This window comes from Lutibacter maritimus, assembly GCF_900116115.1.
Classification (GTDB): domain Bacteria; phylum Bacteroidota; class Bacteroidia; order Flavobacteriales; family Flavobacteriaceae; genus Lutibacter; species Lutibacter maritimus.
This window is the reverse complement of sequence record NZ_FOZP01000011.1, coordinates 1-19,323: the sequence shown is the minus strand read 5'-3', so window position 1 is coordinate 19,323 and position 19,323 is coordinate 1. Positions and strand designations below refer to the sequence as shown.

Annotated in this window: 19 protein-coding genes; 8 read left to right on the top strand and 11 right to left on the bottom strand. The window is 28.1% G+C overall.

What is annotated here, in order from left to right; genetic code table 11:
- Positions 1–22: 22 nt before the first annotated feature.
- Both BM335_RS15005 and BM335_RS15000 read left to right on the top strand, forming a co-directional pair.
- Positions 23–517 carry an RNA polymerase sigma factor gene (locus tag BM335_RS15005; RefSeq protein ID WP_090230598.1) on the top strand — a complete coding sequence of 165 codons (495 nt, stop codon included), beginning with the start codon at positions 23–25 and terminating at the stop codon, positions 515–517.
- A 3-nt stretch (positions 518–520) separates the two neighbouring features.
- Entirely contained in the window at positions 521–1,159 is a 639-nt protein-coding gene (locus BM335_RS15000) for a hypothetical protein (RefSeq protein ID WP_090230469.1), read from the top strand.
- A gap of 55 nt (positions 1,160–1,214) precedes the next feature.
- Here the strand turns inward: BM335_RS15000 and BM335_RS14995 are convergent, their stop codons facing one another.
- From BM335_RS14995 to BM335_RS14980, 4 genes are all read right to left on the bottom strand, one after another.
- Positions 1,215–2,015 (bottom strand): TIGR00266 family protein, encoded by an 801-nt coding sequence (locus tag BM335_RS14995; protein ID WP_090230464.1) that lies wholly within the window; start codon positions 2,013–2,015, stop codon positions 1,215–1,217.
- Between the two features lie 10 nt (positions 2,016–2,025).
- Positions 2,026–2,478 carry a DUF4442 domain-containing protein gene (locus tag BM335_RS14990; protein WP_090230459.1) on the bottom strand — a complete coding sequence of 151 codons (453 nt, stop codon included), beginning with the start codon at positions 2,476–2,478 and terminating at the stop codon, positions 2,026–2,028.
- Positions 2,479–2,543: 65 nt separating this feature from the next.
- Positions 2,544–3,647 carry a hybrid sensor histidine kinase/response regulator gene (locus BM335_RS14985; RefSeq protein WP_090230455.1) on the bottom strand — a complete coding sequence of 368 codons (1,104 nt, stop codon included), beginning with the start codon at positions 3,645–3,647 and terminating at the stop codon, positions 2,544–2,546.
- Positions 3,648–3,651: 4 nt separating this feature from the next.
- On the bottom strand, positions 3,652–6,360 hold the full coding sequence (locus BM335_RS14980) for an ATP-binding protein (protein WP_090230452.1): 2,709 nt from the start codon (positions 6,358–6,360) through the stop codon (positions 3,652–3,654).
- Between the two features lie 257 nt (positions 6,361–6,617).
- On the opposite strand from BM335_RS14980, the gene BM335_RS14975 reads away from it, so the two are divergent.
- The 6 genes from BM335_RS14975 (at position 6,618) to BM335_RS14950 (ending at position 12,470) form a co-directional block, all read left to right on the top strand.
- Positions 6,618–6,989: a DUF4870 domain-containing protein gene (locus BM335_RS14975; RefSeq protein WP_090230448.1), complete on the top strand. Its 372-nt coding sequence runs from the start codon at positions 6,618–6,620 to the stop codon at positions 6,987–6,989.
- A gap of 25 nt (positions 6,990–7,014) precedes the next feature.
- Positions 7,015–7,356 carry a PadR family transcriptional regulator gene (locus BM335_RS14970; RefSeq protein WP_090230443.1) on the top strand — a complete coding sequence of 114 codons (342 nt, stop codon included), beginning with the start codon at positions 7,015–7,017 and terminating at the stop codon, positions 7,354–7,356.
- Complete coding sequence (locus tag BM335_RS14965) at positions 7,353–9,101, top strand: PspC domain-containing protein (RefSeq protein ID WP_090230438.1); 1,749 nt, start codon at positions 7,353–7,355, stop codon at positions 9,099–9,101. The genes BM335_RS14970 and BM335_RS14965 overlap by 4 nt, the downstream gene beginning before the upstream one ends.
- Before the next feature lie 96 nt (positions 9,102–9,197).
- Positions 9,198–9,920, top strand: a complete 723-nt coding sequence (locus BM335_RS14960; protein ID WP_090230433.1) for a head GIN domain-containing protein — start codon at positions 9,198–9,200, stop codon at positions 9,918–9,920.
- Between the two features lie 158 nt (positions 9,921–10,078).
- Positions 10,079–11,887, top strand: coding sequence for a hypothetical protein (locus tag BM335_RS14955; RefSeq protein WP_090230428.1), 1,809 nt, complete (start codon positions 10,079–10,081; stop codon positions 11,885–11,887).
- A gap of 391 nt (positions 11,888–12,278) precedes the next feature.
- Positions 12,279–12,470, top strand: coding sequence for a hypothetical protein (locus BM335_RS14950; protein ID WP_090230423.1), 192 nt, complete (start codon positions 12,279–12,281; stop codon positions 12,468–12,470).
- Positions 12,471–12,489: 19 nt separating this feature from the next.
- Here the strand turns inward: BM335_RS14950 and BM335_RS14945 are convergent, their stop codons facing one another.
- The 7 genes from BM335_RS14945 to BM335_RS15780 all read right to left on the bottom strand — a co-directional run.
- A complete protein-coding gene (locus BM335_RS14945) occupies positions 12,490–12,906 on the bottom strand; it encodes an RrF2 family transcriptional regulator (protein ID WP_090230419.1) in 417 nt (138 codons plus the stop codon).
- Between the two features lie 27 nt (positions 12,907–12,933).
- Positions 12,934–13,872: a citrulline utilization hydrolase CtlX gene (gene ctlX, locus BM335_RS14940; RefSeq protein ID WP_090230417.1), complete on the bottom strand. Its 939-nt coding sequence runs from the start codon at positions 13,870–13,872 to the stop codon at positions 12,934–12,936.
- 4 nt (positions 13,873–13,876) lie between these two features.
- Positions 13,877–14,791 carry a dimethylarginine dimethylaminohydrolase family protein gene (locus BM335_RS14935; RefSeq protein ID WP_090230413.1) on the bottom strand — a complete coding sequence of 305 codons (915 nt, stop codon included), beginning with the start codon at positions 14,789–14,791 and terminating at the stop codon, positions 13,877–13,879.
- 82 nt (positions 14,792–14,873) lie between these two features.
- A complete protein-coding gene (locus BM335_RS14930; protein WP_090230410.1) occupies positions 14,874–16,160 on the bottom strand; it encodes a citrate synthase in 1,287 nt (428 codons plus the stop codon).
- A gap of 177 nt (positions 16,161–16,337) precedes the next feature.
- Positions 16,338–17,627: a phosphopyruvate hydratase gene (gene eno / locus BM335_RS14925; protein WP_090230405.1), complete on the bottom strand. Its 1,290-nt coding sequence runs from the start codon at positions 17,625–17,627 to the stop codon at positions 16,338–16,340.
- Between the two features lie 153 nt (positions 17,628–17,780).
- The gene (carA, locus tag BM335_RS14920; protein WP_090230401.1) at positions 17,781–18,884 is read right to left on the bottom strand and encodes a glutamine-hydrolyzing carbamoyl-phosphate synthase small subunit; all 1,104 of its coding nucleotides are present in this window, start codon (positions 18,882–18,884) and stop codon (positions 17,781–17,783) included.
- Positions 18,885–18,954: 70 nt separating this feature from the next.
- Positions 18,955–19,323: hypothetical protein (locus BM335_RS15780; protein WP_218157825.1), on the bottom strand; the 369-nt coding region annotated here is incomplete at its 5' end.

Sequence of the window (19,323 nt, the reverse complement as noted above, 5' to 3'; positions counted from 1 at the left end):
TTAATTGATAACTAACCCAGATTTGAATAAAGAACTAGAACATAAATTTATTTCTGAATTTCAAGAAAATCAGAATATTGTTCATAAAGTATGTAGAATTTATACTTCTGATCAAGAGTCGCACAACGATTTATTTCAGGAGATAACAATACAACTATGGAATGCATATCCGAAATTTAGAGGCGATTCTAAATTAAGTACTTGGATGTACAGAATTGGTTTAAATACCGCCATAACATTGTACCGAAAATCTAAAAGAAGTGTTCCAACACAAGATTTTGATACAGTTTTACACAAAATAGAAGCTACAGATTATGACAATACAGAGGATGAACAATTAAAACTAATGTATAAAGCAATACATCAGCTATCAGATATTGATAAAGCTTTAATATTCTTATACTTAGAAGATAAAAATTATAGCGAAATATCTGAAACAATCGGTATTTCTGAAGTGAATGCTCGCGTGAAAATGAATAGAATAAAAACTCGCTTAAAAACAATATTAAATCCGTAACCTATGGATGAATTAGATATATTAAAAAGAGATTGGAAGAAGCAGGAAGCTACCCTTCCAAAAATATCATATGATGATATTTATAAAATGATTCATAAAAAATCATCATCTATAGTAAAATGGATTTTGATTATTAGTATCGCTGAATTATTATTTTGGACTGGATTAAACTTATTAATACCTGACAGCTATTTAGAAATATACGAGAAATTTAACTTAAAAACTTTTTTATTAGCTACTCAATTTATACACTATATCATAGTCATTGTTTTTATTTACTTTTTTTACAAGAATTACAAAGCTATTTGTGTTAGTGAAAACACAAATTTATTAATGAAAAAAATAATAAAAACCCGAAAAACTGTGAACTACTATGTGTATTACAATATTATAGTTTATGTACTTTTATCAATTATTTTAAATATTGTAATGTTTTCTAATCCTGAAACATTAATTGAAGCTTTAAATCCAGGGAATTTAAACATTGATGGCGATAAATTTTTAAATATTATGCTCATTGTACAAGTAGTAACATTAATTGTTATGCTTGGTTTACTTTGTTTGTATTACAGAATTATATATGGAATATTTTTAAGAAGATTAAGTAAAAATTATAAAGAATTAGCATCTTTAGAACATTAATAAAAAAGCCGAAGTTAAACTTCGGCTTTTTTATACTTATTATTTTTTCAAAGTATTAAATTCTATTATCTCCATCTAAAATTCTACCCAAACCACCTAAAACACTTCCTTCACCTCTAGTTTTGTTACCAGTTTGAGGCGCTAAAGCTAATACTCTTCCTGCCAACCTACTAAATGGTAAAGATTGAACATACACTATTCCTGGTCCTTTTAAAGTTGCAAAAAACAAACCTTCACCACCAAAAACAGTATTTCTAATACCACCTACAAACTCTATATCATAATCAACCTTTTTAGTAAACCCAACAACACAACCTGTATCAACCTTTAGTATTTCTCCCGCTTGTAAAACTTTTTTACTCATATTTCCACCAGCATGTACAAATACCATTCCATCACCTTCTAACTTTTCCATTATAAACCCTTCACCTCCAAACAAACCTCTTCCTAATCTTTTAGAAAATTCAATACCAACTGAAACCCCTTTTGCTGCACATAAAAAAGCATCTTTTTGACAGATAAATTTTCCATCTAATTCACTTAAATCAATTGGAATAATTTTACCTGGATATGGTGCTGCAAATGATATTTTCTTTTTACCAATTCCAATATTAGAAAAAATGGTCATAAATAAACTTTCGCCTGTTAACAATCTTTTTCCGGCCGAAAAAAGTTTTCCTAAAACTCCTTCATTTTGGTTTGATCCATCTCCAAATATTGTATCCATTTTAATTCCATCACTCATCATCATAAAACTTCCAGACTCTGCTACAACACCTTCTTGTGGATCTAATTCAATTTCAACAAATTGCATTTCTTCACCGTGTATTTGATAATCTATTTCATGTGCATTCATATTTTTATTTTTATTTTAATTTAATACTCCATTCAAATTTGTAAACAGAAACTTGATCTCCACTTTCATCAACCCCAATAGATTCCATTGTAATTTTTTGTCCTTCACCAGTTTCTATCGTTCTTTTTAAAGCTTCATCTATTAATACACCATCATTACAAATAAATTTAATAACACCAACTGCTTTTTTTGTAAAAGCACCTTGGTGATTTGTAACCAACATAGAAACATTCTTGTTGCTTTCTTTAATTTTTTTGATAACAATTGATCCAGTAGTTAATTCTGCAGCCATTGATTGCACTGCAAAATACATGGAATTAAATGGATTTTGATTAATCCAACGATGCTTAACCAAAACCACTGCTTTTTCGTTTGTAAGTTGGTTTAATTTTACCCCACAAATAAATGCTGATGGTAATTTAAACATTAAAAATTTATTCATTTTTTTTACAGTAACCTCCATGTTATTTATTTTGAGGTTAATTTATAAAAAAGAAGACAATTTATATATAGTTTAAGGAATTTAATTTAAAATGCTGGCTCTAAATCAAAAATAAAACTTGTACCTACTTTTGGTTTACTTTTCACTCTAATTGTACCGTTGTTTTGATTAATAAACTCCTTACATAAAATTAAACCTAAACCTGTACCAGTTTCGTTATTTGTTCCTTTAGAATTATAATTTTGTTCTATTTTAAAAAGTTTATTAATATCTTTTTCTTCAATACCAACTCCAGTATCTTTAATTTCAGTTTCAATTAATTTTTTATTATTGATTATAACTTCTTTGGTAGAAACCGATATTAAACCTCCTTTAGGAGTAAATTTAATAGCATTAGAAATTAAATTTCTAACAATTGCTGAAACCATTCTTTCATCGGCATGTATAAACACATCTTTATCAAAACTATAATCAAAAAATATGCTTTTTGCTTGTGCTTGTGGTTTGTGACCTTCAATATTATTTTTAAGTAATTTACTTAAATTAAAATTTTGTTTGCTTGAGATTAAACTTCCTCTTTGAATTCTTGACCAATCCAACAAATCATCTAAAATTTCTAAAGCATAAACTGCCGAATTATTAATATATCCAATAAAATTTAAAAGTTTTTTTGGATCAATTTCATCAAAGTTTTCTTTAATTAATTCTGAAAAGCCAAGTATATTTGCTAACGGATTTTTTAAATCGTGTGAAATAATTGAAAAGAATTTATCTTTTGCTGCATTTTGTCTTAATAATTCTTCTGCCTGAATTTTTAATTTAATATGAGTTTCTATTCTAATAAGTAATTCATCTGTATTAAAAGGCTTTGTTACATAATCAACTCCACCAGATTTAAATGCTTTATTAACACTTTCAGCATCTGTATTTGCAGTTAAAAAAATAATTGGAATATTTGTATTTTCTGGAATTTCTTTAATTTTTTTACATGTTTCAAAACCATCCATTTCAGGCATTTGTATATCTAACAACACTAATTCTGGTTTGGTTTTTTCTAAAATACTAAGTGCTTGTTTACCAGATTTAGCCATTCTAAAGTTATAACCAACAGCTTTTAAAATACCTCCTAAAACTTTTAAATTATTAGGATTATCATCAACTATAAGTATAGTATAATTTTTAGTATCCATAATTTTAAGATTTTAACCATTTTATTAAGTTTTCGAATTCCATTTCATTAATACACTCATCAATATATTTAAAGGATTTTTTCGATTCCTTTTCTAATTTCAGTAATAACTCTTGCAATAAAGAAAAATCTCCTTCTTCGGCTGCTTCAATAAATTTTTCTTTGAACGATGTAGGTATGTCTGATGGATTTGCTTCTTCTTTAAAACTTGTATTAACATTGTTATTTTTGTATAAGAATTTAAGATTTCCCTTTTCTTCAAGTTCAAATATTAAATTATCAAAAATTACTGGTTTTTTAATAAAAACAGTCGCTCCAATTTTCATAACTTCTTTTTGTTCAGAGTCTAAAGCGCTTGCACTTACAACAAATATTTTTACATTATGTTTTCCATTTGCAATTTTTAAAATTTCTCTTGTTGCTTCAACGCCATCCATAATTGGCATAACAATGTCCATTAAAATAACATCAGGTTTCCAATTTTCATATAATTCAACGGCTTCAACGCCATTTTCAGCCATTTTAATTTTGAAACCTAGAGGTTTTAATTTTTTATATAAAATATCTCTATTTTCAAACCTGTCATCAACAATTGCAAGTTTTAAACCTTGCATTTCTGGCTCTAATGAGATTGCTTTTTTTGCAATAATTTCTTCTGTAGCTTCAATCTTTTTACCTAGTTGGTATTTAAAGGTAAATGTAAATGTAGATCCTTTGCCTTGCTCACTCTCAAGGGTAATATCACCTCCCATTAATTTTGAAAACTTTTTACTAATAGCCAAGCCTAATCCAGTTCCGCCAATAACCTCTCCTCCTTTTTTTGCTTGTTCAAAAGGTTTAAATATAACTTGTTGATCGTCAACAGCAATTCCGCAACCGCTGTCTTTTACTTGTACTTTTAAAGTTTGGTTATCTAAATTTTCAACTATTATACGTACAAAGCCCTTGTTTGTAAATTTTATAGCATTTCCAATTAAGTTAATTATGACTTGTTTTATTTTAGATTCATCGGCTAGCATTATTTTTGGAACATCTAAACCAACTTTAAAATCTAATTCTAAATTTTTACTTGTAGCTTTATTTTTTAAAAGTTGCTCAATTTCTTTAAGTACTTCAATAAAATCAAAGTCTGTTAAGTTAACATTAATTCTTCCTGCTTCAATTTTAGACATATCTAAAATATCATTAATTAGTGCTAGTAAATGTGCTCCACTTTTATTTATTGTTTTTAAATTTTCTTGTTGTTCATTGGTTAAATTATCATCTTCTTGTAAAAGTTGAGAATACCCCAAAATTGCGTTCATCGGCGTGCGAATTTCATGGCTCATATTTGCCAAAAATGTTGATTTTGATAGATTTGCACTTATAGCTTCTTCAGTAGCTTTTTTTAATTTATGTTCATATTCAACTTTTTCGGTAATATCTTCTGAAGTACCTACTATTCCCATCACATTGTTTTTTGCATCATAAAAAGGCAATTTACTTGACTTATATAAAAGCTCTTTCCCATCTACAACCTGAGTTTCAATATAATTTAATTTAGGTACACCACTTTGCATAATTTCCAATTCATCATTACGATATTTTTGCGCCCATTTTTTATCGTAAAAGTCAAAATCTGATTTTCCAATTACCTCATTTTCATCCTTAAAGTGCTTTTCATTTATTGAAGCGGCATTGACACCTAAAAACTTAGAATCTAAATCTTTCCAAAAAACTTTTATAGGGATATTATCCAATACTTTTCTTAAAATCTCTTTTGAAATTGTATTTTCTTGGATCACTTTTTTGCGTTGTACGATAATACTTATTTGTGAAGAAATGAAATTTAACAGTTCTATATCTTCCAGGCTATAAGCATTCTCATCATCATAACTTTGAACAACAATGGCTCCAATTACTTTATTTTTAACCCTTAATGGAACACCTAACCAAACTTTTGGAAACGTACCTAACAATTCGATTTCACCGGATTCTATTAATTTTTTGAATTCTTTTGATTTTATAAGAACAGGCTCATTTTTTTTAATTAAAAAACCCGTCATTGATTTTTCTGCTGGAAAATCACCCTCAAAATCTTCACCAGTCATAAATGGTATATTTAGGGTTTGTTCTTGTTCATTATAAAAGGCAATATAAAAATTAGTAGTATCAATTAATTTACCTAATTCAATTCTTATAAATTCATTTAAATCTTTTAGATCTTCTGATTTATAACCTTGCTGAGAAATTTTTAAAAGTACTTTTTGAATTTTCTTTGCTTCTACAATTTCTGAAACATTTCTTATTATTCCTTCAAAAAATAAAACATTTCCATCATCATCTATCTCTTTTCTAACATAATCTTCTACCCAAATAGCTGTTCCATCTTTTTTTCTAACTTTATGAATTTTTCTGCTATCACTTTCGTCTTGTTTAATTATTTCCTGTCTTTCTTCTGTATTAAAATAAATTTGAGAAATAATATCTACCTGCAAAAGTTCTTCTTTTGATTGATAACCTAGCATTTTTACCAATGCTAGATTCACATCAATAAAATAACCATCTACTGAACTTCTATAAAAACCATCAATTGAGTTTTCAAACCAATTTTTATATTTGGTATACTCTTGCTTTAACTCGTTCATTTGTTCTTTTTGGTTTTTAACAACCTCTAATAACTCAAACTTTGTTAATTTATCAACCAAAACATCTTCATCTAATCTTTGTATCATATTTATTGGGGCTTAAACGATTAAAAACAAACAAAATAACCTTACATACACATTTTTAAACCATTTGTTCATATTTTCACACCAAATATACAAATAATAACATTATCATAACAGTTTATTTACACACAATTATTTAAAATTAAAACTCACAATATTAGATTTTTTGTTAATAAAATGTTAAAATACAGTACTATGTTTTGCATATTACTATCTTTTATACATATATTTGCATAGTAGAATAGTAAAACCATAAAATTATGATCACTCAAAACGACAAAAATTATAGCACACTAACACATTTAAGTGGATTTGCTGGTTGGGTTTTTCCATTAGGAAATATAATAGCGCCATTAGTTTTATGGATAGCTAAAAAAAATGAAAGCACTTATATTGACTCTCATGGTAAAGCTGCTGTAAATTTTCAATTAAGTATTATGCTTTATTGTTTTTTACTTGCAATTTTAATTATTCCTATTACCATATTAACTTTAGGGTTAGGATTAATTGCGGTGTTACTTGGAATTATACCTGCTATTATATTAAAAATAGTATTAATAATTTCTGCAAGCATAAAAGCAACCAATGGAGAATATTATAATTATCCATATACCATAGAATTTGTTAAATAGCATTTGAAAAATAAAATATCAACTTATGAAGATAGAAAACACGAAAGCGCAAATGCGAAAAGGAGTTTTAGAATATTGCATACTTTCCATTTTACAACATGGCGACGCATACACTTCTGAAATTTTATCGCAACTTAAAGATGCAAAATTGTTAGTTGTTGAAGGAACTGTATATCCTTTATTAACCAGACTAAAAAATGCAGGTTTATTAGAATATAGATGGGAAGAATCCACATCTGGACCACCAAGAAAATATTACGATTTAACAGAAACCGGAAAAATATTTTTAAACGAATTAAACACTACTTGGAGCGAGCTTGTTGAAGCTGTAAACTTAGTAACCAACAATAAATCAACTGAAAAATGAATAAAACAATAAATATAAATTTAGGAGGTATCTTCTTTCATATTGATGAATTAGCTTATCAAAAACTGAAACGTTATTTAGATGCCATTAGAAAATCTTTAAGTGATGACCCTCAAGGAAGAGACGAAATATTAAATGATATTGAACTTAGAATTGGTGAATTATTATCTGAAAGAATTGTTAATGAACGCCAAGTAATAAACGAGAGCGATATTGATGAAATTACCAAAATAATGGGAAAACCTGAAGATTATTTGGTAGATGAAGAACTTTTTGAAGATCAACAAAGTTACAGACCAACATCATCATCAAAAAAATTATTTAGAGATAATGAAGATAAATTTTTAGGTGGTGTTTGCGCAGGTTTAGCTCATTACTTTGGGATTGATGCTCTTTGGGTGAGAATTTTATGGCTTATTTTAGTATTCTTTTTTGGAACAGGAATTTTAATATACATTATTCTTTGGATCTTAATTCCGGTAGCTGAAACTACAGCTGAAAAATTACAAATGAAAGGTGAACCCGTAAATATTAGCAATATCGAACGTAAAATTAGAGAAGAATTTCAAGATGTTTCATCACGTGTGAAAGATGGTGTAAACAGCGCAACTGAAAGAGTAAAAAACCCAGAATTTAAAAGAAATGTAGAAAACAGAGCAAAAAGTGGCATACAAGAAATTATTGATACATTAGGAAAAATACTAATTACTATATTCAATATTTTTGGTAAATTAATTGGTGCCTTGCTAATTTTTATAGCAGCAATTACATTAATTGCCTTAATTTTTGGAGCATTCTCTTGGGGAAGTATTGAAATGCTAGGTTTTGGAAACGATTATGTACATTATCCTCCATTTTTCTTTGATTCTGTAATACCAACTTGGTTATTGTTAGTATTTACCTTTTTAGCAGTCGGAATTCCATTTTTTGTACTTTTTATGCTAGGATTAAGAATACTTTCAAACAACGTAAAATCTTTTAGCACAACAACCAAATTATCACTTTTAGGTGTTTGGATAATTGCTTTATTAGGTTTAGGTTTTGCAGGAATTAACTTTGCTACACAAAAAGCTTATGATGGTGTTTACAACCAAACAGAAGATATAGTATTAACGCCAACTGACACTCTTAAAATTAAAATGGTAGGTGATGAAAACTTGTCTAACAGAAAAGAATTAAGAAGAAACTACGGTTACGAAAGTGTGTATGATAAAGATGTGCAAAAATTATATTCAACCAGAGTTTATGTAGATATTAAAACAACAGACAAAGAAAATGCATTTGTTAAAATTAGAAAAGAATCAGAAGGAAACAACAGATTAACAGCTAATAAAGATGCAGAATCTATTGAATATCAATTTAATTTAAATGATAAAAATTTACTTTTAAATGGTTATTTTTTATCTAACTTTAAAAATAAATTTAAAGATCAATCTGTAGATATCACAATTTATTTACCCGTAAATACTATTATTTATTTAGATAATTCAACAAGAAGTTTTTTAAATGATGTAGACAATATTCAAAATATACACGATAGAGATATGCCTAAAAATTACTACAAAATGACAGAAAATGGCTTGGAATGTTTAAATTGTAATGAAGCAATTTTTGGCGATGATTACAAAGAAAAAAATGGAAGTTTTAATTTAAAATTAGATGAAAACGGCCTAAAAATTAAAGTAAACGACAACAATAAAAATGCTGAAGTTAATATTGATGAAACCGGAATGACAATTGAGTAGTTACATTTCATCAACAAAATTTAACAACTCAGTAAATTAAATTGTAAAAGCTGAAAGTTTCAAAATATTTTTGAAGCAACAAAAACAAACTATATTATGAAAACACTTATAAAATTAACCACCTTTTTACTGCTACTAGTAACAACAACATCTTGTTTTATGGATGGCTTAACCGGAATTAAAGGAAATGGCGATGTTGTTTCTGAAGACAGAACAATTAGCTCTAACTTTAGTGAAATAAAGGTGCAGCAAGGTATACAAGTTTATATAACTCAAGGCAATTCAACAGAACTTAAAGTTGAAGCCGATGAAAATATAATTGATATTTTAAGAACTGAAGTAAAAAACAACAAACTAAATATTTATTTTGATAAAAATGTTTATAAAGCTGCAAGCAGAAAAGTATATTTAACTACTAGTGATATTTCAAAAATAGAAACCTCTAGTGGCGCATCAGTTAAAACTGAAAACACTATTGAAACTACCATACTTGAGTTAGATTCAAGTAGTGGAAGTGCAATAAAAATGTATGTAAATGCCGATGAAATTTCAAGTTCATCATCTAGCGGAGCTACTATCAATATCTACGGAAAATCAAAAGAATTTTCAGCAATGGCAAGTAGCGGAAGTTCAATAGATGCTGACAAACTTGAAACTATTAACGCAACTGCAAAAGTTAGTAGTGGTGCAAATATAGATTTAAATGTATCAGGAAAACTAATAGCAAAAGCAAGTAGCGGTGGAGATATTGACTATGAAGGAAATCCTACCGAAGTAAATAAAGATACCTCTTCTGGAGGTAGTGTATCAGGAAGCTAATTCCAATTTATATATTTAAATTGTTAATCCAGTTCATTTTATGTGAGCTGGATTTTTTTTACAATGCCAAATTATTTGTTAATAATTGATAACTATCAGCGTTTTTAGCTTTAAGTTAGTTAGATTTGTAGCTAAATTTAATTTTTAAAAATTATAGTATGCAACATAAAAAAAATCCCCATACATTTCATGTACCAGTAATGGGGTTAGCATTTACTATAGATAGTCCAATTAAAATTGCAAAATATGGTATATCATCAGTTATTTCAATTGTAGATGATATTTTAATCGAAAAAATGAACGAATATTATTCGAAAAAATTTGAATTACCATATCAAGCAATTTCAACAAAAGTTGAAGATTATAGAGCAAAAAGAATAACTTCATACTTAAATACCGTAGACACTATAGTAAAACAAAAATTTGAAAACCTTAAAAAAAGTTTTGAAGATAAAACTAGTGAGTTTGAAAAATATATGGATATGCTTCCAGATTTTTCTGAATTAAAACAAAACTTTATCGAAGCAATTCATAATAACACTTTAAAGGAAGATGTTCAAAATTGGATTCAACAAAATTTAGTTCCAGGAAATATTGATGTAAACATTATGACCAAACTAGATAAAGTGAATTACAATAAAAAAGAAGCCCTACCTAGTGAATATAATGATGCGCACGCAGCTTTAAGAGGTTTTGCAAATAGTAATTTAACTTCATCTGTTGTTCTTTCTGCAGGAATGAACCCAAGATTATATGCTTATTTTGAAAATTTTAACGACTTCTTCCCTACCGAAGATGGTTATTTAAAAAAGAAAATAATTTTAAAAGTAAGCGATTACAGATCTGCCATTATTCAGGGAAAATTTTTAGCTAAAAAAGGTTTATGGGTTTCTGAATACAGAATAGAATCTGGTTTAAATTGTGGCGGTCATGCATTTGCTTCAGACGGCTATTTAATGGGACCTATTTTAGAAGAATTCAAAAATAATAAAGAAAACTTAATTGATGAAGTTTCTAGTATTTTAATTGATGCTTTAAAAAGCAAAAATAAAGCTATTCCTGCCAAACCTTTAAATTTAGGAATTACAGTTCAGGGAGGCGTTGGTACTCATGAAGAACACGAATTTTTATTAGAAAATTATAATATTGATTCTGTTGGCTGGGGTTCACCATTTTTATTAGTTCCTGAAGCTACAACTGTTGATAGTAAAACTATAAATACGTTAGCTAACGCAACAGAAGATGATTTATATTTAAGTAACGTTTCACCTTTAGGTGTTCCTTTTAATAGTTTAAAAGGTAGTACTAACGAGATTATTAAAAACAAACGAATTGATGCTAATAATCCGGGAAGTTCTTGTCCTAAAAAGTTTTTAACTTCAAATACAGAATATACAGACATTGCTATTTGTACAGCATCTAAAAAGTTTCAATCACATAAAATTGAAGAATTAAAATTAGAAGGTTTAAATGAAAATGATTACTCAAAAAAGTTAGCAAAAATTACGGACAAAACTTGCTTGTGCGAAGGGTTATCCAATGCCGCTTTTTTAAATTATGATATGGATAAAAAAGGAGCCGATGAAGGTATTGCTATTTGTCCTGGTCCAAATATGGCATATTTTTCAAAAGAAGTATCTTTAAAAGAAATGGTAAGTCACATTTATGGAAAAAGTAATGTTATTTCTTTCCAAAACAGACCTCATATGTTTATTAAAGAATTAGCAATGTATGTTGATTATTTTTCAAATAAAGTTGAAGAAGTAAAAGATTCACTATCTGTAAAACAAGAAAAGTATTTAACAAATTTTCAAAATAATTTAAATGATGGTATTAACTATTATAATGAACTTTTCTCAACAACCAAAGAAGCTTTTGAAAACAATAAAGATCATTTGTTAGTTGAACTAGAAAAGCTAAAACAAAGGTTATTTAATATTGAAATACCTGTTTTAACAACTGCATAAAACAAAAAAGGGCTTTTAAAAAGGCCCTTTTTTTATTATACTTTTGTTCTTAAATTAAACACTTTTAAGGTTCCGCTTACCCTATTTAAAATAAAATAATACTGATGTAAATTTTATAAAACTTAAAATTTATGTAACTTTGTTGCTTATGATAAATTTTATTTCAAATAAAAATCAACGAATTTTCACATTTAATTTCTTAGTTTTTCGAAATCAATCGAAAAAATTTATACCGCCTGCAAAATTCTAACATCCATTAAACTAATAACCTTAGTTTACATTACAACTTATTTAACAACTTAATAAAATAGTACAAGTATTAAACGTACTATTATTTCAATCATTTAATATCAATTATTTGGTATTTAAAACTATTATTATTTAAAAAATTATGAAACTACTATACGTAAAAAGAACAAGAAAAAAAGAAAACAGATTTTCACCTAAAATGGGGAGATTAGTAACCAATGTAACTTATATTAAAACCTATTTATTAGGTTTACCTATAAACACTTTACATAAATACAGAGAAACTTATTATGGTGAAATAAAAGATTGTGAAGAATGTAACTTGTATGTTTAATAAAAACTTCAAAAATGTGTTATGATCCACAATGAAAGTCTTCCAGCGTTTTATTTTCTAAAATTTTTAAGGTATTATCTCTAACTTCTACCATTAATCTATTTAAACTACAACGTTCTTCACTTTTGCAATCATCACATTTTTCGTAGTAATTTAAACTAACACAAGGCAACATAGCTATTGGGCCTTCTAAAATTCTAATTATTGTTGAAATTTTAATTTCATTTGGCTTTTTAAGTAAGTAATAGCCTCCTCCTTTTCCTTTTTTTGAGGATAGAATTCCATTTTTTTTTAAAACCAATAAAATACTTTCTAAAAATTTTTTTGAAATATTTTCTGATTCTGAAATTTCAGATATTAAAATGGGATCAAGAGGCTTTTGCTTAGCTAAATAGCTAAGTGCTTTTAAACCATATTTTGTTTTTTTTGAAAGCATTTTTAAATTTACAATTTACAATTTATTTTACCCCCTTTTTGGTAAAAAAACTTCCGCCATCATACAACGAGCACTTCCGCCTCCACAAGCTTCTATAGTATCTAAAGAACTATGCAAAATTTCACAATGTTTTTGAATACTATTTATTTGCTGTTTTGTTAAACAGTTATATGCAGAAGTTGACATTACTATATATTTTTGGTTATTAGCACCCAACACTTGTAACATATTTCCTGCAAAATTATTCACTTGCGCTTCTGTAATGGTAATAATTTCTTTTTTATCTTCTTTTAAATGTTTTATAACATTCTTTTTATCTTCTTTAGCATCTATACTATCCAAGCAAATTACTGAAAACGTTTCTGCCAAACACATCATTACATTGGTATGATAAATTGGTAAACGTTTCCCATTTACTGTTTGATTAGATATGAATGAAACTGGAGTAAATTCAAAATCTTCACAAAATTCAATAAATAAATCTTCATCAGCTCTGGGTGAAAGTGCACAATAGGCTTTTGAGTTCTCTCTATCCAACAATAAACTACCTGTTCCTTCTAAATAAATTTGTTCATCTTCAGCAGATGTATAATCAACTACATTGGTTATTTCAAAACCTTGTTCTTCTAAAATATCTAAAATATCTTCTCTGCGTTCTAATCTTCTATTTTCAGCAAACATTGGATAAATTGCAACATCACCACTTTCGTGAAATGAAATCCAGTTATTTGGAAAAATAGCATCTGGAGTATCTGTATTTTTGGTATCATTTACAACAATAACATTTACACCAATATTTTTCAATTTTTCAACAAAAGCATCAAATTCCTGTACTGCTTTAAACTGAACCGTTTCAGGAGTTAAAGAGTCAATAACTTTTTGGTAGTAATTATTAACTGCTGTTTGCTCATTCATTCTAAATGAAACTGGGCGAACCATTAATACTGTATTTGTAATTTGTTTCATAAATTTAATCTCTAATTAAAGGCATTGTAGAGCATCTTAAAAGCCCTTCTTGTTTACTAATTTCAGCATAAGGAATTTCTTCTACAATAAAACCTTGTGATTGTAACCAATTGTTTAAACGTGTAAAATTTCTTTCTGAAACAACTACTTCTGGTGAAATAGAAAAAACATTTGAAAACATTTGATACATTTCATCTTTTGTGATATGAAATAAATTTTCCATACCAAATAAATTCACTAAATAATTATAGTCATTTATATCTCTAAAACCTTCTTTATGAATAATGGCTTTATTTGTTCCAACAGGCTGAAAACAACAATCTAAATGCAATGCATTTTCTTTTGCAATAGTATTCGATTTTACTAAATCGAACTCTTTTACAATTTTATTTGGAAATAACTGCTTGATAAAATTAACACCTTTCATATTGGTGCGAGCAGTTATAAACTTTTCGTAATCTTGGCCTTTATATGTACCTACAAAAATATGGTCATTCCAAAGCATTACATCGCCTCCTTCAAAATGTATATCATCGGTAGTTTTTATAATTTTATTTTCATCTATTTCATTCAACACATATTGAATTGCTTCAATTTCTTTCTCTCTATCGGGTAAAATATTTGATTTAAATAATTTGTCTTCTATAACAAAAGCAATATCTCTAGAAAATATTTGGTTATAATTTGGAATAACCTCTGGACGATAAACTTTAACATTGTATTTTTCAAATACTTTATTAAATGCTTCCATTTCAGCTATCATATCCTTCTCTAAAGGATAAGTACCTGCCTTTATATGTTCTAAAGATTTAGGATCATACGCCTCTTCTATAGTAGGAATAGGCCCATTACTTTTTGCAGTTCCTAATACAACTGCTCTTAAACGAGTAGTTTCATTTTGAACATTAAGTTTTATCATATCAATAATATTTTGTCGTAAAAATAATAAAACCTCATAAATTAATAGGAGGTTTTATCAATATTTTAAAAACAAATATTTGTTATCTTTTACTTTCTTCTACAAAGGCTCTTAATGGAGCTCCTGTATATAATTGTCTTGGTCTGCTAATAGGCTCTTTTCTTAAGCGCATTTCTTTCCATTGTGCAATCCAACCTGGTAGTCTTCCTAATGCAAACATTGCAGTAAACATTGGTACAGGAATACCTAAGGCTCTATAAATAATACCTGAATAAAAATCTACGTTTGGATATAAATTACGTGATTTAAAATAATCATCACTTAACGCTTCTTGAGCTAATCCTCTTGCAATATCTAAAACTGGGTCATCTACTCCTAAATCATTTAAAACTTCCTCAGCAGCAACTTTTATAATATTTGCTCTTGGATCGAAATTTTTATAAACTCTATGTCCAAATCCCATTAAACGGAATGGATCATCTTTATCTTTTGCCTTTGCTATATATTTTTGATAATCACCTCCGTCAGCTTTAATTGCTTCTAACATTTCAATAACAGCTTGATTAGCACCACCGTGAAGCGGTCCCCAAAGTGCTGAAATACCAGCAGAAATTGACGCAAACAAACCGGCATGAGAAGATCCAACAACTCTTACTGTTGAGGTAGAACAGTTTTGTTCGTGATCCGCATGAAGAATTAATAATTTATCCAATGCATTAACTACAATAGGATTCATTTTATATTCTTCATTAGGTAATTCAAACATCATTTTAATAAAATTCTCAACATAACCTAAAGAATTATCACCATAAGCTAATGGTAAACCTTCTTCTTTTCTATATGCCCAAGCAACTAAAACAGGAAATTTTCCAAGAATTTTACAAACAGCTCTATACATATCTTGCTCTGAACTAACATTAACACTTGTTGGATTAAATGCAGTTAAAGCACTTGTTAAAGCAGAAAGTACTCCCATCGGATGCGCTGATCTAGGAAAACCATCTAAAATTTTCTTTACATCTTCATCTACTAACGCTGTTTTCTTAATATCTTTATGAAATTGAAGTTTTTGAGAAGTTGTAGGTAATTCACCAAATATTAGCAAATAAGCAACTTCTAAAAAGTCAGATTTTTCAGCTAACTCTTCAATAGAATAACCTCTGTAACGTAAAATCCCTTTTTCTCCATCTAAAAATGTGATAGCACTTTCACAAGAACTTGTATTTTTAAATCCGGGATCTAAGGTTGTTATACCTCCAGTTACAGATCTTAAATTGTTAATATCAATGGTAATTTCGTTTTCCGATCCTTTTAACATTGGAAACTCGTACCTCTTTCCGTCTACTTCTAATATCGCGATATTTGACATAGTTCAATTATATATAAATTAATTTAAGAATTTTTAGTTTAATTGAAGCGAATTTAATGATTTTCCTACTATTCTAAAAGTATTTTAAGGAATGTTTTGCTAATTATGTATATATTGTTACAAATGCAAAAAAGCCGAGTAAAAACTCGGCTTTTTATAATATTTATTTGTTTACAATTAAAGAACCTTAAAAGCTTTCGCTTGTGGGTAGTAAGCAACGCTTCCTAACTCTTCTTCAATTCTTAATAATTGGTTATATTTTGCCATTCTATCTGAACGAGAAGCTGAACCTGTTTTAATTTGTCCACAGTTTAATGCTACTGCTAAATCTGCAATTGTATTATCTTCTGTTTCTCCTGAACGGTGAGACATTACTGATGTATAACCTGCATTATGTGCCATATTTACAGCTGCAATTGTTTCAGTTAAAGTTCCTATTTGGTTTACTTTAATTAAAATTGAGTTTGCAATACCGTTTTCAATTCCACGTGATAAACGCTCTACGTTAGTTACAAATAAATCGTCACCAACTAATTGAACTTTATCTCCAACTTTTTCAGTTAAATATTTCCAACCTTCCCAGTCATTTTCATCCATACCATCTTCAATTGAAATAATTGGGTATTTAGCACATAATTCAGCTAAATAATCTGCTTGTTCTGCTGATGTTCTAATCACACCTTTATCTCCTTCAAATTTAGTGTAATCATATTTTCCATCAACATAAAATTCTGCGGATGCACAGTCTAACGCTAATTTTACTTGTTCTCCTGGTTTGTAACCTGCATTTTCAATTGCTTTTAAAACTGTTTCAATTGCATCTTCAGTTCCATCAAAAGTTGGAGCAAACCCACCTTCGTCTCCAACAGCAGTACTTAAACCTCTATCGTGAATTAATTTTTTTAAATTATGAAAAATTTCACTTCCCATTTTTAAGGCTTCAGTGAAGTTGTTTGCCATTACTGGCATAATCATAAATTCTTGAAATGCAATAGGAGCATCAGAGTGAGAACCACCATTAATAATATTCATCATTGGCACAGGTAATGTGTTACCACTTACACCACCAACGTAACGATATAATGGCATTTCTAATTCATTTGCAGCTGCTTTTGCTACTGCTAATGAAACACCTAAAATTGCATTAGCTCCTAATTTAGATTTATTTTTTGTACCATCTAACTCAATCATCATTTGATCGATATAGTTTTGTTCAAATACCGAAGTACCTAAAAGTTCTTCTGCAATAATTTCGTTTACATTTTTTACCGCTTTTAAAACTCCTTTACCCATATAATCTTTTCCACCATCACGCAATTCCATTGCTTCATGTTCTCCTGTAGAAGCTCCTGAAGGAACTGCTGCTCTACCTAACACTCCATTTTCTGTAATTACATCAACTTCTACAGTTGGATTTCCTCTTGAATCAAATATTTGACGTGCATGCACACTTAAAATTATACTCATTTTATTATATTTTTATTAATTATTTTTCTTGTTCAAATTTACAAAATTAAGGTGATTTTTCATGCTTAATTTTCCCTTTTATACGATAACGTTTTCGGATGTGGTAGTTTAAAAAAAAGCTATTAACTTTAAGGTTAATAGCTTTATATTTAATTATTTAGATTTTTTAATGTTTTCAATAAACTCATCAAAAAGATATGAAGAATCATGCGGTCCTGGACTTGCTTCAGGATGGTATTGAACCGAGAAACAATTCTTGTTCTTCATACGCATTCCAGCAACTGTATTGTCATTTAAATGGATGTGTGTCAATTCAAATTCATCATGCTTTTCTAATTCCTCTCTATTTACCACAAATCCGTGATTTTGAGAAGTAACTTCGCCTTTTCCTGTGATTAAATTTTTAACTGGATGATTAATTCCTCTGTGCCCATTGTGCATTTTATACGTAGGAATACCATTAGCTAATGCAATTACTTGATGTCCTAAGCAAATTCCGAACAAAGGTAAATCTCTTTTAATAATTTCTTTTGCAACTTCTTGAGCACTTTTTAAAGGCGTTGGGTCACCTGGGCCATTTGATAAAAAGAAACCATCTGGATTAAAAGCATTCATTTCATCAAAAGTAGTATTGTAAGGAAATACTTTAATATAACAATCTCTGTTAGCTAAATTTCTTAAAATGTTCTTTTTTATACCAATATCTAATGCTGAAATTTTGTAAGTAGCATTTTCATCTCCAAAAAAGTAAGGTTCTTTAGTTGATACTTTTGATGCCAATTCTAAGCCTTCCATATTTGGAACTGATTGTAATTTTTCTTTTAAACTATCAATATTTAAATCGGTTGATATAATGGCATTCATAGCTCCTTTATCTCTAATATAGCTTACAACAGCTCTTGTATCAATATCAGAAATGGCCATTAAATTTTGTTGTTTAAAGTAATTCTCTAAAGAATCATGCGCATCAACTCTTGAGTAATTAAAGCTAAAGTTTTTACAAACCAATCCTGAAATTTTTATAGAATCAGATTCAATTTCATCATTATTTATTCCATAATTTCCAATATGTGCATTGGTAGTTAACATCAATTGTCCGAAATAAGATGGATCGGTAAAAATTTCTTGATAACCGGTCATTCCCGTATTATAGCATATTTCACCAAATGCTGTACCATCCATTCCAATTGATTTTCCTTCAAAAATAGTTCCGTCTTCTAAAAGTAAAATAGCTTTCTTACGTTGTATATATTTCATATTACTTTTTATTCTTTTTTTGCAAAAATAGTATAATTATTATATAATTTTTGTTTCTATAAAATAAAATCTAATTAATTAATAAACTGTTATAAAACGTATAGATTTTAAGTACATCTTCTTCATTATGATAAGATAATTTATTCTTTTTTACAAAATTGATAATTTCTTCTTTTTTTAAATTAAACACATTTAAAATATCTTTCTTTTTTAAATTTATTTCTGTTAGTGTATTATTTAAATACATATAATATTTATGCATTAATTTCTTTTCACCGGGTTTTAAAACTTTGTTGGAAATTACATGAACTTCGGGTTTAATTTCTTTAATATAATATTCTTTTAAAAATCCATTTTCTGGGTTGCTACTATCTAAACTTTGATAATATTTGTTATTTATATTTATAAAAGTTTTTCCTAAAATAAAAACTTTATCTAA